The 20,584-nt window shown below is 71.9% G+C and carries 22 protein-coding genes and 1 pseudogene; 5 read left to right on the plus strand and 18 right to left on the minus strand.

Translation table 11 applies throughout. From position 1 onward, the window contains the following. Window positions 1–39 precede the first annotated feature (39 nt). Window positions 40–690 (minus strand): fasciclin domain-containing protein, encoded by a 651-nt coding sequence (locus tag ML5_RS26995; RefSeq protein WP_236619301.1) that lies wholly within the window; start codon window positions 688–690, stop codon window positions 40–42. A gap of 119 nt (window positions 691–809) precedes the next feature. Beyond that, window positions 810–1,508, minus strand: coding sequence for a hypothetical protein (locus ML5_RS27000; protein ID WP_013286121.1), 699 nt, complete (start codon window positions 1,506–1,508; stop codon window positions 810–812). Window positions 1,509–1,695: 187 nt separating this feature from the next. Between ML5_RS27000 and ML5_RS27005 the strand changes: the two genes are divergently transcribed. Next, window positions 1,696–2,580: an ABC transporter substrate-binding protein gene (locus tag ML5_RS27005; protein WP_041784295.1), complete on the plus strand. Its 885-nt coding sequence runs from the start codon at window positions 1,696–1,698 to the stop codon at window positions 2,578–2,580. Window positions 2,581–2,622: 42 nt separating this feature from the next. Here ML5_RS27005 and ML5_RS27010 read toward each other — a convergent pair whose 3' ends face one another. From ML5_RS27010 to ML5_RS27035, 6 genes and pseudogenes are all read right to left on the minus strand, one after another. Then, window positions 2,623–3,702 (minus strand): IS110 family transposase, encoded by a 1,080-nt coding sequence (locus ML5_RS27010; protein WP_013473518.1) that lies wholly within the window; start codon window positions 3,700–3,702, stop codon window positions 2,623–2,625. Window positions 3,703–4,164: 462 nt separating this feature from the next. Further along, window positions 4,165–5,118 (minus strand): twin-arginine translocase subunit TatC, encoded by a 954-nt coding sequence (gene tatC / locus ML5_RS27015; protein WP_013476944.1) that lies wholly within the window; start codon window positions 5,116–5,118, stop codon window positions 4,165–4,167. A 21-nt stretch (window positions 5,119–5,139) separates the two neighbouring features. Then, window positions 5,140–5,478, minus strand: coding sequence for a Sec-independent protein translocase subunit TatA (gene tatA / locus ML5_RS27020; RefSeq protein ID WP_013286118.1), 339 nt, complete (start codon window positions 5,476–5,478; stop codon window positions 5,140–5,142). Window positions 5,479–5,694: 216 nt separating this feature from the next. Next, window positions 5,695–5,943, minus strand: a complete 249-nt coding sequence (locus ML5_RS27025) for a hypothetical protein (RefSeq protein ID WP_013286117.1) — start codon at window positions 5,941–5,943, stop codon at window positions 5,695–5,697. Window positions 5,944–5,953: 10 nt separating this feature from the next. Then, window positions 5,954–6,961: a YafY family protein gene (locus tag ML5_RS27030; RefSeq protein ID WP_013286116.1), complete on the minus strand. Its 1,008-nt coding sequence runs from the start codon at window positions 6,959–6,961 to the stop codon at window positions 5,954–5,956. Then, window positions 6,958–7,958: pseudogene (locus ML5_RS27035) on the minus strand (helix-turn-helix transcriptional regulator). Before ML5_RS27035 ends, ML5_RS27030 begins: the two are co-directional and overlap by 4 nt. A 104-nt stretch (window positions 7,959–8,062) precedes the next feature. On the opposite strand from ML5_RS27035, the gene ML5_RS27040 reads away from it, so the two are divergent. Both ML5_RS27040 and ML5_RS27045 read left to right on the plus strand, forming a co-directional pair. After that, entirely contained in the window at window positions 8,063–9,055 is a 993-nt protein-coding gene (locus tag ML5_RS27040; RefSeq protein ID WP_013286114.1) for a cation diffusion facilitator family transporter, read from the plus strand. Window positions 9,056–9,099: 44 nt separating this feature from the next. After that, window positions 9,100–10,185, plus strand: coding sequence for a DUF3866 family protein (locus ML5_RS27045; protein ID WP_013286113.1), 1,086 nt, complete (start codon window positions 9,100–9,102; stop codon window positions 10,183–10,185). Between the two features lie 12 nt (window positions 10,186–10,197). Here ML5_RS27045 and ML5_RS27050 read toward each other — a convergent pair whose 3' ends face one another. Further along, window positions 10,198–10,746 (minus strand): carboxymuconolactone decarboxylase family protein, encoded by a 549-nt coding sequence (locus tag ML5_RS27050; protein WP_013476945.1) that lies wholly within the window; start codon window positions 10,744–10,746, stop codon window positions 10,198–10,200. 235 nt (window positions 10,747–10,981) lie between these two features. Here ML5_RS27050 and ML5_RS27055 point away from each other — a divergent pair, with 235 nt between their 5' ends. After that, entirely contained in the window at window positions 10,982–11,926 is a 945-nt protein-coding gene (locus tag ML5_RS27055) for a hypothetical protein (RefSeq protein ID WP_013476946.1), read from the plus strand. A 12-nt stretch (window positions 11,927–11,938) separates the two neighbouring features. Here the strand turns inward: ML5_RS27055 and ML5_RS27060 are convergent, their stop codons facing one another. From ML5_RS27060 to arc, 8 genes are all read right to left on the minus strand, one after another. After that, entirely contained in the window at window positions 11,939–12,157 is a 219-nt protein-coding gene (locus tag ML5_RS27060; RefSeq protein ID WP_013286110.1) for a hypothetical protein, read from the minus strand. 59 nt (window positions 12,158–12,216) lie between these two features. Beyond that, a complete protein-coding gene (gene pafA, locus ML5_RS27065) occupies window positions 12,217–13,575 on the minus strand; it encodes a Pup--protein ligase (protein ID WP_013286109.1) in 1,359 nt (452 codons plus the stop codon). 146 nt (window positions 13,576–13,721) lie between these two features. Beyond that, on the minus strand, window positions 13,722–14,555 hold the full coding sequence (gene prcA, locus ML5_RS27070; protein WP_013476947.1) for a proteasome subunit alpha: 834 nt from the start codon (window positions 14,553–14,555) through the stop codon (window positions 13,722–13,724). 54 nt (window positions 14,556–14,609) lie between these two features. Continuing rightward, on the minus strand, window positions 14,610–15,449 hold the full coding sequence (gene prcB, locus ML5_RS27075; protein ID WP_013476948.1) for a proteasome subunit beta: 840 nt from the start codon (window positions 15,447–15,449) through the stop codon (window positions 14,610–14,612). Continuing rightward, window positions 15,368–15,622, minus strand: coding sequence for an endonuclease domain-containing protein (locus ML5_RS31670; protein ID WP_083816961.1), 255 nt, complete (start codon window positions 15,620–15,622; stop codon window positions 15,368–15,370). The genes prcB and ML5_RS31670 overlap by 82 nt, the downstream gene beginning before the upstream one ends. Before the next feature lie 3 nt (window positions 15,623–15,625). Next, on the minus strand, window positions 15,626–15,832 hold the full coding sequence (locus ML5_RS27085) for a ubiquitin-like protein Pup (protein ID WP_013286106.1): 207 nt from the start codon (window positions 15,830–15,832) through the stop codon (window positions 15,626–15,628). Between the two features lie 107 nt (window positions 15,833–15,939). Beyond that, the gene (gene dop / locus ML5_RS27090; protein WP_013476949.1) at window positions 15,940–17,457 is read right to left on the minus strand and encodes a depupylase/deamidase Dop; all 1,518 of its coding nucleotides are present in this window, start codon (window positions 17,455–17,457) and stop codon (window positions 15,940–15,942) included. A gap of 167 nt (window positions 17,458–17,624) precedes the next feature. Next, window positions 17,625–19,406, minus strand: coding sequence for a proteasome ATPase (arc, locus tag ML5_RS27095; protein WP_013286104.1), 1,782 nt, complete (start codon window positions 19,404–19,406; stop codon window positions 17,625–17,627). A gap of 177 nt (window positions 19,407–19,583) precedes the next feature. Here arc and ML5_RS27100 point away from each other — a divergent pair, with 177 nt between their 5' ends. Continuing rightward, window positions 19,584–19,877: a ferredoxin gene (locus tag ML5_RS27100; protein WP_013286103.1), complete on the plus strand. Its 294-nt coding sequence runs from the start codon at window positions 19,584–19,586 to the stop codon at window positions 19,875–19,877. A gap of 59 nt (window positions 19,878–19,936) precedes the next feature. On the opposite strand, the gene ML5_RS27105 is transcribed toward ML5_RS27100, so the two are convergent. Next, window positions 19,937–20,509, minus strand: a complete 573-nt coding sequence (locus tag ML5_RS27105; RefSeq protein ID WP_013476950.1) for a hypothetical protein — start codon at window positions 20,507–20,509, stop codon at window positions 19,937–19,939. Between the last annotated feature and the right edge of the window lie 75 nt (window positions 20,510–20,584).

The raw sequence follows: 20,584 nt of genomic DNA on the forward strand, positions 1-20,584 counted from the left end.
CGCCCGGCAGGGGGTGCCGGGCGCCGTGGCGGGGGTGGTTCAGGGGAGGTCGATCGGGCGCAGCACCCGGTCCACCGCGTGCGCGATCTGCTTGTTGCCCTTGTTGATGTCGTACCGCACCACCTTCGCGTTGCGGTCACTGGTGTCGGCGTCGACCAGGCGCACCTCGCGGCCGTACCAGCAGCGCTTCACGTCCACCTCGACGGTGGCGCCGAGCGCGGTGGTCAGGTCCGCGCCGTCGGCCTTCAGCGCCGCCTTCCGGTCGATCGTCGCGCCGGGCACGACGTGGTAGAGCAGGACGTCCTCCACGGTGTCCACGCCCAGGCCGGCGACCGCCTCGAACGCGGCCTTCTCACCGGGCAGCTTCTTCGCGGCGGTGATGTCCCGCACCAGCTTGCGGAACGCGTAGTCGTTCGGCACGAACGCGGTCAGCGCGACGGTGCCGTCGGTGAGCACCTTCACCGGCGAGTCCGGCTTGGCCTGCAGCACCGTCAGGACCGCCTTCGTGAGGACGTCGAAGTCCCGCGAGTTGCGGTCGAAGCCGCTCTTGTCGGCGGTGAGCACGGCGGCCAGCGACCGCGTACCCGGCTGCTTGGCACCGGCCTGGGCGGGCACGGCGACGGCGGTGGTGGCCACCGCCGCCGCGGTGGCGCCCACGGCCAGCCGGGCGGCGAGACGAGCGATGTTCATCGGGGAGCCTTTCGTCGAAGCGACCAGGTCCGTGACTGTCGTCACGACCATTGCTTCGCCCGGACCGTCCCCGGTGGATGCACCCGGATCGACCGACTTCGGATCGACGTCCCTGTGCCTCAGCGGACCACCAGCGGCTTGCTCACCGACGGCACGCCGTCGCCCTTGACCTTCAGCGACCAGTCCCCCGCCGCGCCCAGCGTCACCACCGTCTCGGCGGTGCCGTTGGCCCCGGCCTTCATCTCGGCGACCCGCTTGCCCTCGGGGTTGAGCACGTACAGCGTCCGGGCCCCGGCGGTCTTGTTCGTCACCTTGAACGCGATCTTCTCGCCGGGCTCGGCGATCAGGGCGTCCACGCCGGTCATCGCGTCGTCGGTCAGCTCGATCGTCACCGAGCGGTCGTAGGCCACCTCGGCGGCGGCGCTGGCGAGGTTGCCGTCGTCGGAGACGGTGATCTTGGTCCGGACGCCGTCGCCCTGCCGGCCCGGCTTGCAGGCCACCTCGTACGTGCCGGTCTGCAGCGAGGCGCGCAGGTCACCGGTACGGCCCGCCGGCACGTCCGCGACCTCGGCGATCACCTTGGTGAAGGCGTCGCCCTCCCGGCCGTAGACGTAGACCCCGGTGGCCTGCCGGCCCCGGTTGGTGACGGTGAAGGTGACGGTGCCCGGGGTGAACAGCGTGGTGGTGACCTCGCAGCTGGTGTCGGTGGCTGTCACCGGCACCTGCTGGCCTTTCGGCGCGGGCTCGTCGTCACCGCAGGCGGTGAGCGCGGTGGCCGCGCAGAGGACGGTCAGGACGGCGGCGGTACGGCTCTTCATCGGGCTCTCCGGTGCGCAGGTCAGACGGGCTGACCGGAACGGGGGCGCCGACGCACCCCGGCACACCGCCCGGGGGGCTCGGCGGAGTCAGCAGAGTCTAAGCGGGTACGGCGTCCCGGCAAGGCCCGAGGGCGACCCGATCTGCCCGCGCACCGGGGCGGTCCGCGCGACCGGCATGATGGCGGGCATGCGGCTGGTCTCCCTGCTTCCCTCCGCCACCGAGATCGCGTACGCGCTCGGCCTCGGCGACGACCTGGTAGGCGTCACCTTCGAGTGCGAGGTGCCCGCCCGCCACCGGTCGGGCACCACAGTGGTCGTCGGCGGCCGGGACACCCGGGGTATGAGTCCCGGCGACATCGACGCGTACGTCCGGGCGCAGGTCGCGGCCGGTGCAGACCTCTACACGCTGCACGCCGGCGCGCTGGCCGGGCTGGACCCGGACCTGATCCTCACCCAGGACCTGTGCCGCGTCTGCGCGCTGCCGTCCGGCCGGGTCGCCGACGCCGTGGAGCACCTGGGATGCCGGGCCGACGTGCTGTCGCTCGACCCGTACACCCTGGACGACGTGCTGGAGTCGATCCGCGCGGTGGGCGCGGCGGCCCGGGTGCCGGACCGCGCGGAGGCGCTGGTCGACGGCCTGCGCGCCCGGCTCGCGGCGGTCGGCGCGGCGGTGGCGGGCCGGCCCCGGCCACGGGTCGCGGTTGTCGAATGGGTGGACCCGCCGTTCGGCGCCGGGCACTGGATCCCGGACCTCGTCGACGTCGCGGGTGGCGAACCGGTGGCCACCCATCGCGGCGCCCGGTCCACGCCTACCACCTGGGAGGCCCTGCGGGCCGCCCGCCCCGAGGTGGTGCTGGTGGCGCCGTGCGGGTTCCGTCTCGACGGCGCGGCCGAGCAGGCCGCCGCGGTGGCCGGGCGTTTCCCGGACGCGCAGGTGTGGGCGCTGGACGCGGACGGGCTGATCGTGCGCGCCGGCCCGCGCCTGGTCGACGGCGCCGAGACGATAGCCGCGATCCTGCACCCCGACGCGGTCCCCCCACCCCACCCCGAAGCAGCCCACCACATCCCCTGACCACCCCGCCGCCCCAGCCTCGTTGATCTGTGAGTGGGGTTGTCAAGGGGTTTGGTGGTGGGTGGTGATGGTGCGGTAGAGCTGTCGGGCGATGTAGCGCTTGAGGCAGCGGGTGATTTCTCTGGTGGTGCGGCCTTCGGCGTGGCGTCGGGTGATGTAGTCGCGTGTTTCGGGGTGGATGCGTCGGCGGGTCAGGGCGATGGTGTGCAGGGCGCTGTTGAGGGTTCTGTCGCCGCCGCGGTTGAGGCGGTGTCGGTCGGTGCGGCCGCTGGCCACGGGGATGGGGGCGGCGCCGGCGAGGGTGGCGTAGGCGGCTTCTGAGCGGACGCGGCCGGGGTGGGACCAGGCGGTGAGGGCGATCGCGGCGGTGACGGGTCCGACTCCGGGTTGGTCGAGCAGGGGCGGGCACAGTTCGGTGACGAGGGCTCGTAGGCGCTGGTGGTTGTCGGCCAGTGTGGCGTCGAGGATGTGGATGTGCCGGGCGAGGGTGACCAGTTCGCGGCGGCGGGTGTGTTCCTCGCAGGGCAGGGCGGTGGTTTCGGGCAGTTCGAGGGCGGCCAGGCGGGCGATCTGGATGGTGGTGGACAGCCCGCGTAGCGCCTCGCGCAGAGTGTCGTCAGCGGTCAGGATCAACGCTTTGACCAGGTTGACCGCGGCGGTGCGGGCATCGGTGTGGTGCCGGCGGCAGATCAGCAGCAGACGCAGGGCCTCGCGTGGGCCGTCGCTGCGGGGCACGGCGATGCGCTCAGCGGGCAGCGCCAGCACCGTATGGGCGGCGGCGACCGCGTCCAGCTGGTCGGACTTGCCGCCCCGACGACGGGCCGCAGCGGGGGGCTTGGGTGCCTCGCAGACGGGTTCGTCAGCAGCGGTCAGCAGCCGGCACAGCCCTTGCCCGTGTGACCGGGTGCCCTCCACCGCCCACAACCGGCGCCCCTGCGGTGGGGTGTGCGCGACGGCGAAGGCCAACAACCGGCTCAACCCGTCCGGGTCAGTGGACACCGTGACCTGCGCCAACACCCCACCGAGTCGGTCCACCACGGCGGCGGTATGCGTATCGGTGTGAGTATCGACCCCCACCACCACGTCATAGCGATCCGCGACCCGTTCTACGATCCTTCTCATCTCGGATTGTTGCTCCTTTGCCAGCGACGACCGGGACAGTCGGCGTCGGCTCGGGAAGACATCACCTCGGCGGCAAATCTGTGATGGGCCACGTGTGCTCGCACGGGCAGGCTTCTGATCAGGCCAGCAGGGTGGGCCGGGCCGGCGCCGACGATCACCCGGGGACAGGTCTTGCACAAGGCACACCCACACCACAGGCGGCCGGATCAACGAAGAGCCACCCAAGTGATCACCAACGCCGAACCCTAACGGCAATCAGCCGAACCGATCACCACAGACATAGAAGCGTCTTGCAGTTACGGCCCGGTCAAGCCGCTCATATCGGGCGTTCGAGGGGCGCCAAGTCCATGATCGGCGCGGGACAGGGCGTCAGCGTCCTCGGCGGGCGGCGGTGGGCGGCTGGGGAGACGCGGACGCCGTCCCCGTGAGGCGGGGACGGCGTCCGGCGGTGAGCGGGGTCGGTCAGGTCATGTCGTCGTACCGGCGCTCGATCGGCTTCGGGGCGACGATCGGCTCGGGTGTGCCGATGGGCTCGGACGCCTCGATCCGGCCGCCGGCGGGCACCGGCTCGTCCGACAGGTCAAGCGGTGACACCTCGTCGTCGGCGATGCCGGCGTAGACCTCACGCCCGCGACCGCGCCGCTTGTCGTTGATGAACGCCACCCCCACCGCGGCGAAGTAGAGCGCGCAGAGGCAGATCGCCAGCGCGGTCATGCCGAACGGGTCGGGTGTCGGCGTGACCACGGCGGAGAACGCGAAGAACACGAACACCGCCACCCGCCACCAGCTCAGCAGCCGCTTGGCGCTGGCCAGGCCGACGAAGTTGAGCATCAGCACGATCAGCGGGAACTCGAACGCCACACCGAACAGCAGGATCAGGTTCGTGACGAACGATATGTAGCGGGTCACCTCAAGGTTGGTCGCGATGTCGTCGCCGGAGATGTCGAGCAGGAACTCGAGCCCCTTGGTGGTGACGAAGAACGCCAGCACCGCGCCGGCCGCGAACAGCGGGGCCGCCAGGGCGGTGAAGACGTACGCGTACCGCCGCTCGTGGCGGTGCAGGCCGGGCGCGATGAACGCCCAGAGCTGGTAGAGCCAGATCGGCGCGGCGATGATCAGGCCCACCCAGAGGCCGATCTTGAGGTTCAGCAGGAAGACGTCGGCGACGCCGAGCTGCACGAACTTGCACTTGCCCGTCGCCGCGTCAAACGACTGCGGCAGGTCGCAGTAGGGCTTGGACAGCAGCACCCGGACCGGCTCGGCCAGCCAGATGCCGAAGCCGAAGCCGACCAGGATCGCCAGCGACGCCCGGAACAGCCGGTTGCGCAGCTCACGGATGTGCTCGATGAGCGTCATCGAGCCGTCGGCCGCGCGCGCGAAGCTGCTCGGGCCGCGCTTCTTCAACCCGAAGGCCACGGTGGTTGAGGCCCTCTCGGATCAGTTCTCGCGGACGCGCTGCACCGGGTCGGCCGGCGGGGCCACGGGCTGCTGCGGCTGCGGCGCGTACGGCTGCTGCTGGGCGTACTGCTGCTGGCCCTGGGCGTACGGCTGCTGCTGCACGTGCCCCTGCTGCGGCGGGAGCGGCTGGTAGCCGGACTGCGCGTCGGCCTTCTCGGCGAGATCGCGGTCGTCGTCGTGCAGGCTCTTGGTCTCGGCCTTGATGATCCGCAGCGAGCGGCCCAGCGAGCGGGCCGCGTCGGGGAGCCGCTTCGCGCCGAACAGCAGGATCAGCACGACCACGAGTACGGCGATGTGCCACGGCTTGAGGGCACCCATGGGAAGCTCCAGTCGCTCTGTGTCGGTGAGGGTGGGTCGTCGCCCATCGTACGTGTGTCGCAGCGGCTTGCCACCCCCGCGGGCCTGCTCGTGCGGGCCCGATCGGTGAAGTTTCGACCAACCCGAAGTGTCCCGTCAACCGTCCAGGTCCGCGCATTTCTGCGCGCAACCGCCCGGGAACGCGCAGCCGACGCTCACCGGGCCGATCGGCGTCGATCAGTCGCCGCGCTTGGCCTTGATCAACATGATCCGCTCCTGCGCGACCGCCGCCCGCTCCTGGAGCGACTCGGCCCGCGCCTGCAACTGCTCGGCGGCCGACCGCAGCGACTCGGCCTCGACCGCCCGGCGCTGCAACGCCAGCGCGGAACGGCGCAGCCCCGGCAGGCGGCTCACCACCGGACGGATCGCCAGGGCCAGTACGACCAGCGCGAACACCACGACCCCGAGCACGATCCACGTCACCACGGCGGTCAGCCTATCGGGTGCCGCCGACGGCTGCCGGGTCGGCGCTGCCGGCCGGGGTGGCGTACGCGTCGAGCGCGGCCACGGCCTGGGCGCGTACCTGCTCGGCCAGCTCGGCCGGGGCCACCACAGTCACCTCCGGGCCCAGCCCGAGCACGAACCGCCGGGCCCACCCGAGGTCGGTGACGCGCAGCGACACCAGCCACTGCTCGCCGTCGGCCTCGACCCGCTCGCACGGATAATATTCGGTGATCCACCGCTCGCCCCGGCCGATCCGCAGCGTGATCAGCGGCAGGTCCGCCGACGGGCGGAACACGCCGTCGCTGAGATCGTGCGGGCGGGCCTGCGGCGGCACCACCGCCTGCTCCGGCAGCTCGGTCACCGCGTCGATCCGGTCGGCCCGGAACAGGCGTACCCCCTCGGCGCGGCGGCACCACGCCTCCACGTACGCCCGGCCGCCGACCATCAGCATCCGCAGCGGGTCAATGGTGCGTTCGGTGGTCTCGTCCCGCGCCGGGGTGTAGTAGGTGATCCGCAGCGCCCGGCCGCGCTCGACGGCGGCGCGCAGCTCGCGTACCCGGGCGCTGTCGCCGGGCAGGCGGACCTCGACCGGCGCGCCGGCCAGGTCACCGGCGGCATTCTCGATCTTGGCGAGCGCCCGTTCAACCGCCTCCCGGTTGGCCACGCCGGGCGTCTCGGCGATCATCCGCAGCGCCACCACCAGGGCCAGGGCCTCGTCCGGGGTCAGCCGCAGCGGGCGGTCGATCCCGGCGTCGTAGGTGATGGTGACCCGGTCGCCGTCGAACGCCATGTCGATCAGGTCGCCGGGGCCGTAGCCGGGCAGCCCGCACACCCAGAGCAGTTCCAGGTCCTCCCGGAGCTGCTTCTCGGTCACTCCGAGGTCGTGCGCCGCCTCGGCGATCTCGATGCCGGGGCGGGCCAGCAGGTAGGGCACCAGGTTGAGCAGCCGGGCCAGCCGGTCGGCGGAGGCACGGCCCGCGCGGGACGCCGGGCGGGTCACCGGGCACCTCCGGTCACTGCCAGCTCGTCGTGCCGGGCGGCGACCTCCTTGAGCCGCTGGATGACCGCCTCCCGTACCTCCGGTGGCTCCAGGACCCGGACGTCGGGGCCGTACCCGACGATCTGGCCGGCCAGGTAGTCGGCGTCGGCGTACGGCAGCACCAGCCGGTCGCCGTCGGGGCCGGCCTGGCACTCGACGGCCCAGCGGCGCAGCCCGGCGGCACGGCCCGGCGTGGCCAGCACCGTGGCCCGGCCGGTGCGTTCCACCGGCCCGGACCAGCGGGCCACGTGGCTGATCAGGTCGACCCCGGCGGGCGGCTCGTAGGCGCCCCCGGCTCGCCGGTCGCCCGGACCGTGCCGACCACCCGCGACAGCCGGAAACAGCGGGTCGCCGCCCGGTCCAGGTCGTGGCCGACGACATACCACCGGCCGCGCCAGCAGACCACGCCCCACGGTTGCACCCGGCGGCGGGTGGGCGCGTCCCGGTCCGGCACGCGGTAGTCGAAGCTGACCTCGCGCCGGTCCCGCGCGGCGGCGGTGAGCGGCGCGAACGCCGGGTCGACGGTGACCATCGGCTCCAGGCCCAGCGTCGCCTGCGGGTCGACGTCGATGCCGGCGGCGCGCAGCTTCGCCAGCCCCGACGACGCGGCGGCGGCCAGCCCGGCGTGCTGCCACAGCCGGGCGGCGATGCCCACGGCCGCGGCCTCGTCCGGTTCGAGCGGGATGTCGGGCAGCGCGTACGCGCGCGGCGCGATCCGGTAGCCCGGCTCGGCGTCGAAGACGCTCGCCGTGCCCGTCTCCAGCGGCACGCCCAGCTCACGCAGCTCGGCCTTGTCGCGCTCGAACTTGCGCTGGAACGCCTCGTGGTCCTTGGCGTCGTCCGGGTCGTGCTCGTAGCCGGGCACGGTCGCGGCGATCTGCGCGGCGGTCAGGAAGCGTCGCGTCGACAGCAGGCAGATCACCAGGTTGACCAGGCGTTCGGTACGGGTCCGGGACACGCCCAAACGCTAGCAGCCCGCGCGTCGGGCGCGGGCACCCGCGCGGCGCGGCGCGGGGGTCTTCCCACCCGGCGGCGGGCATCGACCGGTCATAGGGTGATCGCATGGCGGAACCGGAGGTCAAGACCGAGAGCGTCGGCACTGTCGTGGTGGCCGGCGCGGCGAACCTCGCCATCGCGGTCGCCAAGCTGGTAGCGGGCCTGATCTCGGGCTCCGCGGCGATGCTCTCCGAGGCCGCCCACTCGCTCGCCGACACCACCACCGAGGTGCTGCTCTACCTGGCGCTGCGCCGCGGCGCGCGGCCCGCCGACACCCGGCACCCCTTCGGGTACGGCAAGGAGAGCTACGTCTGGGCGTTCCTCGCCGCGCTGTTCACCTTCGTCGCCGGTGCGGGCTTCGCCGTCACGCACGGCGTCACCACCATCCTGGTGCACGAGCACAGCGGCGAATACCTCGTCGCGTACGTGGTGCTGGCGGTCTCCTTCGCGATCGAGTCGGTGTCGCTGGCCCGGGCGGTCCGGCAGGTGCGCGGCGAGTCACGCCGCTGGGGCACCACCCCGCGCCGCTACCTGCGCCTGACCGCCGACACCACCGTCAAGGCCGTCTTCCTGGAGGACAGCGCCGCGCTGATCGGCCTGCTGATCGCCGCCGGCGGGCTCACCCTGTCGCACCTGACCGGCGACGAACTGTACGACGGCGTCGCCTCGATCCTCATCGGCGTACTGCTGCTGGTGGTCGCCGTCGTGCTGGCGCGCAGCAACATCTCGCTGCTGGTCGGCCGCTCCGTCTCCGACCGGCTGCACCGGCGCATCGAGCGGGAGCTGACGGACGTGCCGACGGTGGACCACGTCGACACCCTGATGACCATGTTCCTCGGTCCCGACGACATCCTCGTCGCCGCCAAGGTCGACTTCCGTGACGACGCCACCGGCGCCGACATCGAGGCCGCCGCCGACGAGGCCGAACGCCGGCTCACCGGGCACTTCCCGGAGATCGCGTACGTCTTCCTCGACCCCACCCGGTCCGGTTCGGCCGGCCGGACCGCCCGCACCACCCAGGACGAGGCGGGCCGCCCGGTCGACGACCGGAACCCCTGACCCGCCCGGGGGCCGTCCCGGCGGCGGCCGATACGGTGCACCGCATGGTGCGATGGCGGTCCGGCACGGTCACGGCGGTACGGCGACGGTGGGCCGGCGCTGTCGAACTCGACGTCGACCTGCCCGACGGCGCCCGGATGCGCGCCCTGGCCTACCCGGCCCTGGTCGGCGAGCCCGAACCCGGCGACCGGGTGCTGCTCAACGCCGGCGCGCTGCTGATGGGCCTCGGCACCGGCGGCTACGCGCTGGTCGTGGCGCTGCCCGACCGGCTGCCGCCGGACCCGCCGCAGGCCGGTGACAGCCGCGACGCCGGGCACCTGGTCAAGGCCCGGTACACGCCGCTGCAACCGATCCTGCTCGGCGTGGACGAGGAGGCGTCGCCGCATCACGACCGGCTGGCCGCCGCGGACTCGGTCGACGGCATGCCGGTGGTCACCGCCGATCTGCACTCCGCGCTGCCGGCGATCCTGGCCGGTGTACGCGCCGACGCGCCCGACGCCCGGGTGGCGTACGTGCTGACCGACGGTGGCGCGCTGCCGGCGTGGTTCTCCCGCACCCTGGCCGGGCTGTCCGGGCACCTCGCCGGCACGGTCAGCGTGGGCCAGGCGTTCGGCGGTGACCTGGAGGCGAGCACACTGCACAGCGGCCTGCTCGCCGCCCGGCACGTGCTCGACGCCGACCTGACGATCGTCGCCCAGGGGCCGGGCAACCTCGGCACCGGCACCCGCTGGGGCTTCTCCGGCGTCGCGGTCGGCGAAGCCGTGAACGCGGTCGCCACGCTGGGCGGGCGCCCGGTCGGCTCGCTGCGCATCTCCGACGCCGACGCCCGCCCCCGGCACCGTGGCGTCTCCCACCACAGCCTGACCGCGTACGGCCGGGTCGCGCTGGCCCCCGCGGAGCTGGTCGTGCCGGACGGCCTCGCCCCCGGCCTGGCCGCGGAGGTCGCCGCGGCGCTGACGCCGCTGGCCGACCGGCACCGCATCGTCACGGTGCCTGCCGACGGCCTCGACGCGGCGCTGCGGGCCACCCCGGTCGGCCTGTCCACGATGGGCCGGGGCCTGGACGCCGACCACGCCTACTTCCTGGCCGCCGCCGCCGCCGGCCGGTACGCGGCCCGCCTGCTCGGCTGAGCCGCGCCGCCGTCAGATCGCCAGGTAACCGTTCGCGACGAGGTGGTCGGCGGCTCGCGCGTACGCCTCGGGATCCCGCGGCGTCCAGGTGCCCAGACCGTCGACGTAGCGGTTGAACATGCAGAACGCGGCGGCGATCAGCACCGTGTCGTGGATCTCCAGGTCGGTGGCGCCCTCCGCGCGGGCCGCCTCGACCAGTTCGGTGGTGACCTCCCGGCCGCTGCGGCGCACCGCGGCGGCGATGTGCAGCAGTGCCCGCAGCCTGGCGTCGACCGGGGCCGTGCCGACGTCCGCGCGCACCTGGTCGACCAACGGCATCCCGGCGGGCAGCTGCGCGGCGGCGAACGCCGCGTGCGACGAGCAGCAGAAGTCGCAGTCGTTGAGGCCGGAGACGTACGCCGCGATCAGCTCCCGCTCGCCCGGCGTCAGCGTGGGATGCGGCGCGCGCAGCAGCACCTCCGCCAGCTCGCCCAGCGGCTTCGCCGTATCCGGCCGGAACCGCAACGGCCCCCGAATGCCCGGATGTGCCTTCTCGTCCAGCCCGAGATCGATGTGTGCGATGACGTCACGCTCCCTGTCCGTGCCGGCGGTGCCGGCGGCCTCGCCGTCCAGAGTGCCGTCACCGCCGGCGCCGGAGAAGACGCCGGAGACAGGTCAGCATGATGGAAGAACCAGGGCCCTGCCCGGCCTCCCCATACTTGCCGGGTACTCGACTCCGGCCCCACCACTCCCCACTGACAGGCGTCGTTCCCGGCTGCCCGGGGGACGCGTGCGGCCGCCGTTTAGGAGGCCCCTCATGGCACTGCGACAGTTCCCGGACGCGACCCCCGACGCCGGGATCTCCCCCCATCGCCCCCGGCACCGGCTCCGACTCGCCCTGGTCAGCGCGGCAGCCGGCGTGCTGCTGGCCGTCCTGTGGTCGTTCGAGCTGGTCGACAAGGTCATCGGCGACAACGTCGCGAACACCGTGCTGGGCCACGACGCCAAGGAGACCGCCATCACCGGCACCGTCGCCGGATTGCTCTTCGCCTTCGTCTCCGGCTTCGCCGGCACCTTCACCGCCTGCAACATCGCCGTCGCGGCCTCGGTCGGGCCGATGAGCCAGGTCTCCGGCGCCGACCCGGCCGGTGGCACCCGGCAGGCGCTGCGTGCCCTGCTGCGCCCGGTCGGCTGGCTGACCCTCGGCATGGTCGCCGTCTCGGCGAGCTACGGCGTCGTCGGCGTGCTGGCCGGCGACCGGCTGCCCCAGCTGTCCACCGACGTGGTCGGCGGCGTCCCGGTACGCCTCATCCAGTCGTCGGTCGTCTTCGGCGTCATCGGACTCGCCCTGACCTACCTCGGACTCGCCGCGCTCAAGCTGGTGCCGGACGTCTTCGCGCACCGGCCCGTCGCCCGGGTGGTGACGATCGGCGCGCTCGTCGGCGGTTTCCTCGTCGGCCGGCCCTACCCGATGTTCAACAAGCTGTTCCACTGGGCCGTCGACACCGGCAACCCGCTCTACGGAGCGCTGGCGTTCACGCTCCAGTCGCTGGGCAACATCGTGCTCGTCACAGTCGTCTTCGCGGTCGCCGTGGCGATCAGCCGGGGACGCTTCCTCGCATGGATGGCCGACCCCCGCCGCGCCGCCGTGGTCACCGGAGCGCTGCTCGTCGCGCTCGGCGTCTTCACAGTCGTCTACTGGGACGTGCGGGTGCCTGCGCTGTTCGGCTTCGGCTGGTTCCCCCGGATGCCGTACAACTGACCGGCCCGGAACTCAGCCGAGGAACAGGATCAGCCCGAGCCAGGCGCCCACGATCAGCACCAGCGCCGCCGCCAGCACCCAGGTCGGCACCGTGTAGTCGCCGCGCCTGTTGCGCTCGATCTCGGCGCGGATCTTCTCCCGCCGGCGGTCGATCCAGTTGAGCTTCTCGGTGCCGTCACGGTCCGAGGACGTCTCGCGGCCGGACCCACCGGCGGATTCGGAAGTGTTCATCGCGACGCCAGCGTACCTGTGGACGGGCGGCCGGTGCCGGGCACCGGCCGCCCGCACGATCACATGCTGGCGATCAGCCGCTCCACCCGCTCGTCGTAGGCCCGGAACGGGTCCTTGCACAGCACCGTGCGCTGCGCCTGGTCGTTCAGCTTCAGGTGCACCCAGTCCACGGTGAAGTCGCGCCGCTTCTCCTGGGCGTGGCGGATGAACTCGCCGCGCAGCCGCGCCCGGGTCGTCTGCGGCGGCGTCTCCTTCGCCTCGAAGATCTCCGGGTCGGTGGCCACCCGGTCCACCTCACGACGGCGCTCCAGCAGCCCGTACAGGCCGCGCCCGCGCCGCAGGTCGTGGTAGGCCAGGTCCATCTGCGCCACCCGCGGGTGCGACAGCGGCAGGTCGTGCTTGCGCTGGTAACGCTCGATCAGCTTCAGCTTGGTGACCCAGTCGATCTCGCGGGCCACCGGGTCCAGGTCGCCGGTCTCGACCGCGCGCAGCACCCGGCCCCACAGGTCGACCACCCGCTTCGCGGTCTGGTCGCCGCCCCGGCGCTCCACGAACTCCGTCGCCTTGGCCAGGTATTCCTGCTGGATCTCCAGCGCCGAGACCTCCTTGCCGGAGGCCAGCCGCACCTTGCGCCGGCCGGTGATGTCGTGCGACACCTCGCGGATGGCCCGGATCGGGTTCTCCAGTGTCAGGTCGCGCATCACCACGCCGGCCTCGATCATCCGCAGCACGATGTCGGCGGTGCCGACCTTCAGCAGCGTGGTGACCTCGTTCATGTTCGAGTCACCGACGATCACGTGCAGCCGGCGGTAGCGCTCGGCGTCCGCGTGCGGCTCGTCGCGGGTGTTGATGATCGGCCGGCTGCGGGTGGTCGCCGACGAGACACCCTCCCAGATGTGCTCGGCCCGCTGGGACAGGCAGTAGACAGCGCCGCGCGGCGTCTGCAGCACCTTGCCCGCGCCGCAGATCAACTGCCGGGTGACCAGGAACGGGATGAGCACGTCGGCGAGCCGGCCGAACTCGCCGTGCCGGGACACCAGATAGTTCTCGTGGCAGCCGTACGAGTTGCCGGCCGAATCGGTGTTGTTCTTGAACAGGTAGATCTCGCCCGCGATGCCCTCGTCGTGCAGCCGCTTCTCCGCGTCGACGAGCAGGCCCTCCAGGATCCGCTCACCGGCCCGGTCGTGTGCCACCAGGTCGGTCACCGAGTCGCACTCCGGAGTCGCGTACTCCGGGTGCGAACCGACGTCGAGATAGAGGCGGGCGCCGTTGCGCAGGAACACGTTGCTCGACCGGCCCCACGACACCACCCGCCGGAACAGGTACCGCGCGACCTCGTCGGGGGACAGTCGGCGTTGCCCGCGATAGGTGCAGGTGACGCCGTACTCGGTTTCGAGGCCGAAGATTCGCCGCTCCATGATGAGACATTAGCCGCCCGGAGCCTCCGATGGGCAGCGCCGACGCTCGCCGCTTGCGATCTCCCCCACGCAGATCGGCGAGGTGGCGGCATCCGTACGCGAAAAACCCCGCCACCTCGGCGAGGTGGCGGGGTCCGCGACGGTCGTCACTCGGCGGGCTTGTCCTCCGCGTTGCCCTCCAGATCGGCCGAACCCGCCGACGTGGTCGGCTTCTTCGCCTCCTCCGTCGGCACGGTCGGCGTCTTCGCCCGGCCCGGCGCGGGCGCGGTGTCGGCCTCGGCGTCGCCCTCCAGCAGCGCGGTGAGCGCCGCGCCGGTCACCCGCCGGAACGTACGCCCCACCCGGCGCCGGTCCAGGACCGCCACCTCCAGCTGGTTCGCGGCGATCGTGCGGGCCGCCCCGCCCTCGCCGCCGACGCTGCTCAGCGCCTTCATGGCGGCGCGGACCGCCTCCGACAGCGACATCTCCGGCCGGTGCTCGTTCTTCAGCACCCCGCTGATCGCCTCCGCCTGTCCGCCCATCGCCATCCGGCCCGGCTCGTCGTTCACCGAGCCGTCGTAGGTCACCCGGTAGAGGGAGTCGTCCTCGGCGGTGGCGCCCACCTCGGCCACGCAGATCTCCACCTCGAACGGCTTCGACTGCTCCGTGAAGATCGCGCCGAGCGTCTGCGCGTACGCGTTGGCGAGCGCCAGGCCGGTCACGTCCCGGCGGTCGTAGCTGAGCCCGTTGAGGTCGGCCATCCGCACGCCCGCGCGGCGCAGGTTCTCGAACTCGTTGTACCGGCCGACAGCGGCGAAGCCGATCCGGTCGTAGATCTCGCTGACCTTGTGCAGCGTGCTGGACAGGTTCTCGGCGACGAAGAGCACCCCGCCCTCGTAGCTCAGGACCACCGCGCTGCGGCCCCGGGCGATGCCCTTGCGGGCCAGCTCGGAGCGGTCGCGCATGATCTGCTCGGGCGAGGCGTAGAACTGCATGGCCACGGCGGCGGTTCTCCTTCTGCGGGACTGCTGACTCGGTGGACGGTGGGAGGGGCCTCAGCCGCCGGGGTTCTCCATCCGGCCGGACACCACGCTCTCCGCGATCGCCGCCGTCTCGGCGTCGGTGAGCCGGTGGGTGCCCTCGGCGGTCGCGGTCATCACGACCGGGTAGATCCGCCGGGTCAGGTCGGGGCCGCCGGTGGCGGTGTCGTCGTCCGCCGCGTCGTAGAGCGCCTCGACCGCCAGCCGCGTCGCGTCCTGGACCGACAGGCCGGCCCGGAACCGCTTCTTCAGGGCGGACTTGGCGAACAGCGAACCGGAGCCGATGGCGTCGTAACCGGTCTCCTCGTACGGGCCGCCGGTCACGTCGAAGCTGAAGATCCGCCCGGCCCGCTGCGGGTCGCTCGCGGCCAGGTCGAAGCCGGCGAACAGCGGGATCACGGCGAGGCCCTGCATGGCCGCGCCCAGGTTGCCGCGGATCATCGACGCCAGCCGGTTGGCCTTGCCGTCGAGCGAGAGCATCGCGCCCTCGATCTTCTCGTAGTGCTCCAGCTCCACCTGGAACAGTCGCATCAGCTCGATGCCGATGCCGGCCGTGCCCGCGATGCCGACGAGCGAGTACGCGTCGGCCGGGTGCACCTTCTCGATGTCGCGCTGGGCGATCAGGTTGCCCATCGTGGCGCGCCGGTCGCCGGCCATGACCACACCGCCGGCGGCCGAGATGGCCACGATGGTGGTCGCGTGCGGCGCCATGTCGGCGGCCATGCCGGGCGGCAGCGGCCGACGGCCGGGCAGCATCTCGGGGGCCACCTTGCTCAGGAACGCTGTGAAGGAGGACGTCCCCGCGTTGGTGAACACATCTGGAAGACGCCCGGATGGATCAAAACCCGCTGCCACGTGGTTCCTCTCAGGTACGTGATCGCCCTGGCCGGCCCCACGGGAGCGTCCCGGGACCGGCCAAGACCACCGTTGCAGTTGAAGCAGATTATCCCGCGCACCCGTCCGGTGCGATCATCGTGGTGCCGGCGGTCGACGGCTGCCCTTCGCCCTGACGGGCAAAACGGACATATGACTCACTGGCCGCCCTTTTGTACATATCCTCGGACGAATTCCTCGGCGTTCTCCTCCAGGACGGAGTCGATCTCGTCGAGCAGGTCGTCCACGTCCTCGGTGATCTCGGCGTGCCGCTCGGCCACCTCGGGGTTGGCCTCCGCGGTGACCTCCTCGACCTCCTCGCGGGACTTGCCGGACTGGGTCTGCCCACCCTCTTGCGTCGCCATGGTGGTGCCTCCTCCACGATCGCCTGCGATCAACTTACCTCGCGGGAGCGACGAAAGGCCCGTCGCGTGCCCGTTTCCGGCACCCGGCGGGCCTTCCGGCATCGGGGTCACCCGCCGGTGAGCGTCTCCAGCAGATCCTTCGCGCTCTCGCAGCGGTCGAACAGCTCGCCGACGTGCGCGCGGGTGCCCCGCTCGGGCTCCATCATCGGCACCCGGACCAGCGACTCCCGGCCCACGTCGAAGATGACCGAGTCCCAGCTCGCGGCGACCACCTCGGAGGCGTACCGGTCCAGGCAGCGGCCCCGGAAGTAGGCCCGCGTGTCCTCCGGCGGCTCGGTCATCGCGGCGCGCGTCTGCTCGTCGGTGAGCAGCGTCTTCATCGAGCCGCGCTGCACCAGCCGGTGGTAGAGGCCCTTCTCCGGCCGCACGTCGGAGTACTGGAGGTCGACCAGTTGCAGCTTGTGCGAGCCCCAGGCGAGCTTCTCCCGCTCCCGGTAGCCCTCCAGCAACCGCAGCTTGGCCACCCAGTCCAGCTCGTCGGCGCACTCGAACGCGTCCCGGCCGAGCCGGTCCAGCACGCTCTCCCAGCGGCGCAGCACGTCGGCCGTCTGCGCGTCCACGTCCTTGCCGTAGCGGTCGTCCACGAAGGAGCTCACCCGCTCCAGGTACGCCCACTGCACGTCCAGCGCGGTGAGCCTGCGGCCGTCGCGCATCCGCATCAGGTGCTTGAGCGACGGGTCGTGGCTGACCGCGCGCAGCTCGGCCACCGGGTCGGCGATGCCCAGGTCCGCGCCGAGCGCCTTCTCCTCGATCATGGCGAGGATCAGCGAGGTGGTGCCGACCTTGAGGAACGTGGAGATCTCGGAGAGGTTGGCGTCGCCGATGATGACGTGCAGCCGGCGGTACTTGTCGGCGTCGGCGTGCGGCTCGTCGCGGGTGTTGATGATGGGCCGCTTGAGCGTCGTCTCCAGTCCCACCTCGACCTCGAAGAAGTCGGCCCGCTGGGAGATCTGGAAACCGCTCTGGCCGCCGTCCTGGCCGATGCCGACCCGCCCGGCGCCGCAGACGATCTGCCGGGTGACGAAGAACGGCGTCAGGTACGCCACGATGTCGGCGAACGGCGTCTGCCGGCGCATCAGGTAGTTCTCGTGCGCGCCGTAGCTGGCGCCCTTGTTGTCGGTGTTGTTCTTGTACAGGTGGATCGGGTGGGTGCCCGGGATGGTCGCGGCGCGGCGGGACGCCTCGGCCATCACCCGCTCCCCCGCCTTGTCCCACCGCACCACGTCGAGGGGGTTTGTGACCTCGGGTGTGGAGTACTCCGGGTGCGCGTGGTCGACGTAGAGGCGGGCGCCGTTGGTGAGTATGACGTTGGCGAGCCCGAGATCCTCGTCGGCGAGCGCCTCGGCCGGGTCGTACGCGGCGCCGGAGTACGTGAACCCCCGGGCGTCGCGCAGTGGCGACTCCTCCTCGTAGTCCCAGCGGGCCCGGCCGCCCCGGTTGAGTTCCGGCCGCGCCCCGTAGGCGTTGACCACCTGGGAGGAGGTGACCATCGGGTTGGCTCCGGCCTGACCGGGCACGGAGATGCCGTACTCGACCTCGGTGCCCATGATCCGTCTAACGCTCATCGACCTGCCCGCTCCGCTCGCCGTCCCGGTCCCCGTCACGTCGAGCGTAGTCGGCGTGACGCGCCGAGGGGGCGTGGCGGCAGCGCCGGGTCCGGTGTGGCGGCTTCCCCGGGTACGCGCGAAGGCCCGTGGCGCGTAGGCCACGGGCCTTCGTCGAGGGGGTCGGACTACAGGTACTGGCCGGTGTTGCTGGCGGTCTCGATGGACCGTCCGGCCTCGGCGCCCTTGCCGCCGGAGACGAGCGTGCGGATGTAGACGATCCGCTCGCCCTTCTTGCCGGAGATGCGGGCCCAGTCGTCGGGGTTGGTGGTGTTGGGCAGGTCCTCGTTCTCGCGGAACTCGTCGACGCAGGCGTCGAGCAGGTGCTGCAGGCGCAGACCCTTGCGGCCGGAGGTGAGGAACTCCTTGATGGCCATCTTCTTGCCCCGGTCGACGATGTTCTGGATCATCGCGCCGGAGTTGAAGTCCTTGAAGTAGAGGACTTCCTTGTCACCGTTGGCGTAGGTGACCTCGAGGAACCGGTTCTCCTCGGTCTCGGAGTACATCCGCAGGACCACCGCGTCGATCATCGCCGCGACCGTGGCCTGGGCGTCGCCGCCGTGTTCGGCCAGGTCGTCGGCGTGCAGCGGCAGGCCGGCGAGGATGTACTTGGAGAAGATGTCCTTCGCCGCCTCGGCGTCCGGCCGCTCGATCTTGATCTTCACGTCGAGCCGGCCGGGGCGCAGGATCGCCGGGTCGATCATGTCTTCCCGGTTGGAGGCGCCGATGACGATGACGTTCTCCAGGCCCTCGACGCCGTCGATCTCGCTGAGCAGCTGCGGGACGATGGTGTTCTCCACGTCGGAGGAGACGCCGGAGCCGCGGGTGCGGAACACCGAGTCCATCTCGTCGAAGAACACGATCACCGGAGTGCCCTCACCGGCCTTCTCCCGCGCCCGCTGGAAGATCAGCCGGATGTGCCGCTCGGTCTCGCCGACGTACTTGTTGAGCAGCTCGGGGCCCTTGATGTTGAGGAAGAAGCTGGTGTGCCGATCCTTGCCCTCCCGCTCGGCGATCTTCTTGGCCAGCGAGTTCGCCACCGCCTTGGCGATGAGCGTCTTGCCGCAGCCGGGCGGGCCGTAGAGCAGGATGCCCTTCGGCGGCCGGAGCTGATGCTCGCGGAACAGGTCGGAGTGCAGGAAGGGCAGTTCCACCGCGTCGCGGATCTGCTCGATCTGCGCCTGGAGGCCACCGATGTCCTCGTAGTCGACGTCGGGCACCTCCTCCAGGACCAGCTCCTCGACCTCGCTCTTCGGGATCCGCTCGTACGCGTACGCCGAGCGGGGCTCGATCATGAGCGAGTCGCCGGCCCGGATCGCGCTGCCGATCAGGGTCTCGGCGAGGTGCACGATGCGCTCCTCGTCGGAGTGCGAGACCACGAGTGCCCGGTCACCCGGAGCGCCCTCGGGGCCCGCCAGGATCTCCTTGAGCATCACCACCTCGCCGACCCGCTCGTAGCCGAACGCGTCGACGATGTTGAGCGCGTCGTTGAGCAGGACCTCCTGGCCCCGGCGCAGCTCGTCGACCTCCAGCGAGGGCGAGACGGCCACCCGGAGCTTGCGCCCGCCGGTGAACACGTCCACCGTGCCGTCGTCGTGCTTGGCCAGGAAGACGCCGTAGCCACTCGGCGGCTGGGCGAGCCGGTCGATCTCCTCCTTGAGCGTCACGATCTGCGCGCGAGCCTCCTTGAGGGTGCTCACGAGCCGCTCGTTGTTCTCGGTCAGCCGCGCCAACTGTGCCTGGGTGGCCGCCAGCCGCTCTTCGAGCTGCCGGACGTGTCGAGGGCTTTCGGTCAACTTGCGCCGCACCAGAGCGAGTTCCTCTTGCAGGAACGCGACCTGCGTGGAGAGATCGTGGGCTTCCTTTTCCCACCGTGCGGCGCGCGAGTCCGCGTCGTCGCTGCGTGCCACGTCCCACCTCCCCGGGGGGCTTGAACGTTCTGACCTAACACTAGCCGCTATGAGCCCGATTCGGTCCACAGCAACGCGCTCGTCACCGAAGCTTGATCGCGAAGGGCTGGTCGCGGGGCGGGTACGGGCGTTCGGGTACCGTCGGAGCGTGGGACGGGAGAACATGGGGGGTGCTTCGTGACCGACGTCGCGACCGACCAGTTGCAGGTCTGGGTGGATCAGGATCTCTGCACCGGTGACGGGCTCTGCGTGCAGTACGCGCCGGAGGTCTTCGAGTTCGACGTCGACGGCCTGGCGTACGTCAAGGGCCCCGACGGCGAGCTGCGGCAGGCCCCCGGCGCCCGGGTGGACGTGCCGGAGCACCTGCGCCTCGAGGTGATCGACTCCGCGAAGGAGTGCCCGGGCGAGTGCATCCACGTGGTGCGCGGCAGCGACGGCGTCGAGGTGGCCGGCCCGGAGGCCGAGGACTGAGGCGGAGACGGACACGACGGGCCGGGGACGTGTGGTCCCCGGCCCGTCGTGCGTCCGCCTCAGAGCAGGGGCCGGCCGACGACCGAGGCGACCAGCCGGGCGAACTCCTCCAGCCGGGCGATCTGCCCGGCCCCGCCGTCGTCGAGGGTCTTGCCGAATCGCAGCGCGTCGTGCCGGGGCGCGCCGATCGCCTCGTCGCTGGGCGGCGCCTCGTCCAGTGAGCTGAGCAGCAGGTACACGTCGATGCTGTCGACCCGTACGGTGCCGTTGTCGGCGCGCATGAGCCGCCGCCGGCAGCCGACCTCGGTGACGGTGGACAGCGGCACCACCCGCAGCGACGAGGTCATCGCGCCGGGCGGCCCCTCCCCCGGCGGCACGTCCTCGCCGTGCCAGAGCACCAGCCGGCTGCCGTCGCAGACGACGACCTCCTGCCACACGCCGTTCACCTCGTTGACGAAGCGCTCCAGCGTGAACCCGAGCACTGAGGCGCCGCGCAGCACGCCGTCGAGCGCCTCCAGCGCGATGTCCGGGTCGCGCAGGTACGCCCGCGCGGCCGACTCCAGGTCGGTGTAGGGCGACCAGTCCGGGAAGACGGCGGGCAGATCGCCGTTGCCGTAGCCGGGGTTGCTCACGCCGCCTCCCGCCGACCCGCGCCGCGGCGCCGCCGTCGGTTCCGGTCACCGGCACGGGCGCGCCGCCCGACGCGC

The sequence above is a fragment of the Micromonospora sp. L5 genome, assembly GCF_000177655.2.
GTDB lineage: Bacteria > Actinomycetota > Actinomycetes > Mycobacteriales > Micromonosporaceae > Micromonospora > Micromonospora aurantiaca.

Bases quoted from the DNA above. Each gene is read 5' to 3' on its own strand.
- dop (WP_013476949.1), bottom strand. From the start codon at position 17,457: ATGAGCGTTAGACGGATCATGGGCACCGAGGTCGAGTACGGCATCTCC.
- tatA (WP_013286118.1), bottom strand. From the start codon at position 5,478: ATGGGTGCCCTCAAGCCGTGGCACATCGCCGTACTCGTGGTCGTGCTG.
- ML5_RS27055 (WP_013476946.1), top strand. From the start codon at position 10,982: ATGGCACTGCGACAGTTCCCGGACGCGACCCCCGACGCCGGGATCTCC.
- ML5_RS27040 (WP_013286114.1), top strand. From the start codon at position 8,063: ATGGCGGAACCGGAGGTCAAGACCGAGAGCGTCGGCACTGTCGTGGTG.
- ML5_RS27010 (WP_013473518.1), bottom strand. From the start codon at position 3,702: ATGAGAAGGATCGTAGAACGGGTCGCGGATCGCTATGACGTGGTGGTG.
- ML5_RS27000 (WP_013286121.1), bottom strand. From the start codon at position 1,508: ATGAAGAGCCGTACCGCCGCCGTCCTGACCGTCCTCTGCGCGGCCACC.
- ML5_RS27045 (WP_013286113.1), top strand. From the start codon at position 9,100: ATGGTGCGATGGCGGTCCGGCACGGTCACGGCGGTACGGCGACGGTGG.
- ML5_RS27060 (WP_013286110.1), bottom strand. From the start codon at position 12,157: ATGAACACTTCCGAATCCGCCGGTGGGTCCGGCCGCGAGACGTCCTCG.
- ML5_RS26995 (WP_236619301.1), bottom strand. From the start codon at position 690: ATGAACATCGCTCGTCTCGCCGCCCGGCTGGCCGTGGGCGCCACCGCG.
- pafA (WP_013286109.1), bottom strand. From the start codon at position 13,575: ATGGAGCGGCGAATCTTCGGCCTCGAAACCGAGTACGGCGTCACCTGC.
- ML5_RS27085 (WP_013286106.1), bottom strand. From the start codon at position 15,832: ATGGCGACGCAAGAGGGTGGGCAGACCCAGTCCGGCAAGTCCCGCGAG.
- ML5_RS27005 (WP_041784295.1), top strand. From the start codon at position 1,696: ATGCGGCTGGTCTCCCTGCTTCCCTCCGCCACCGAGATCGCGTACGCG.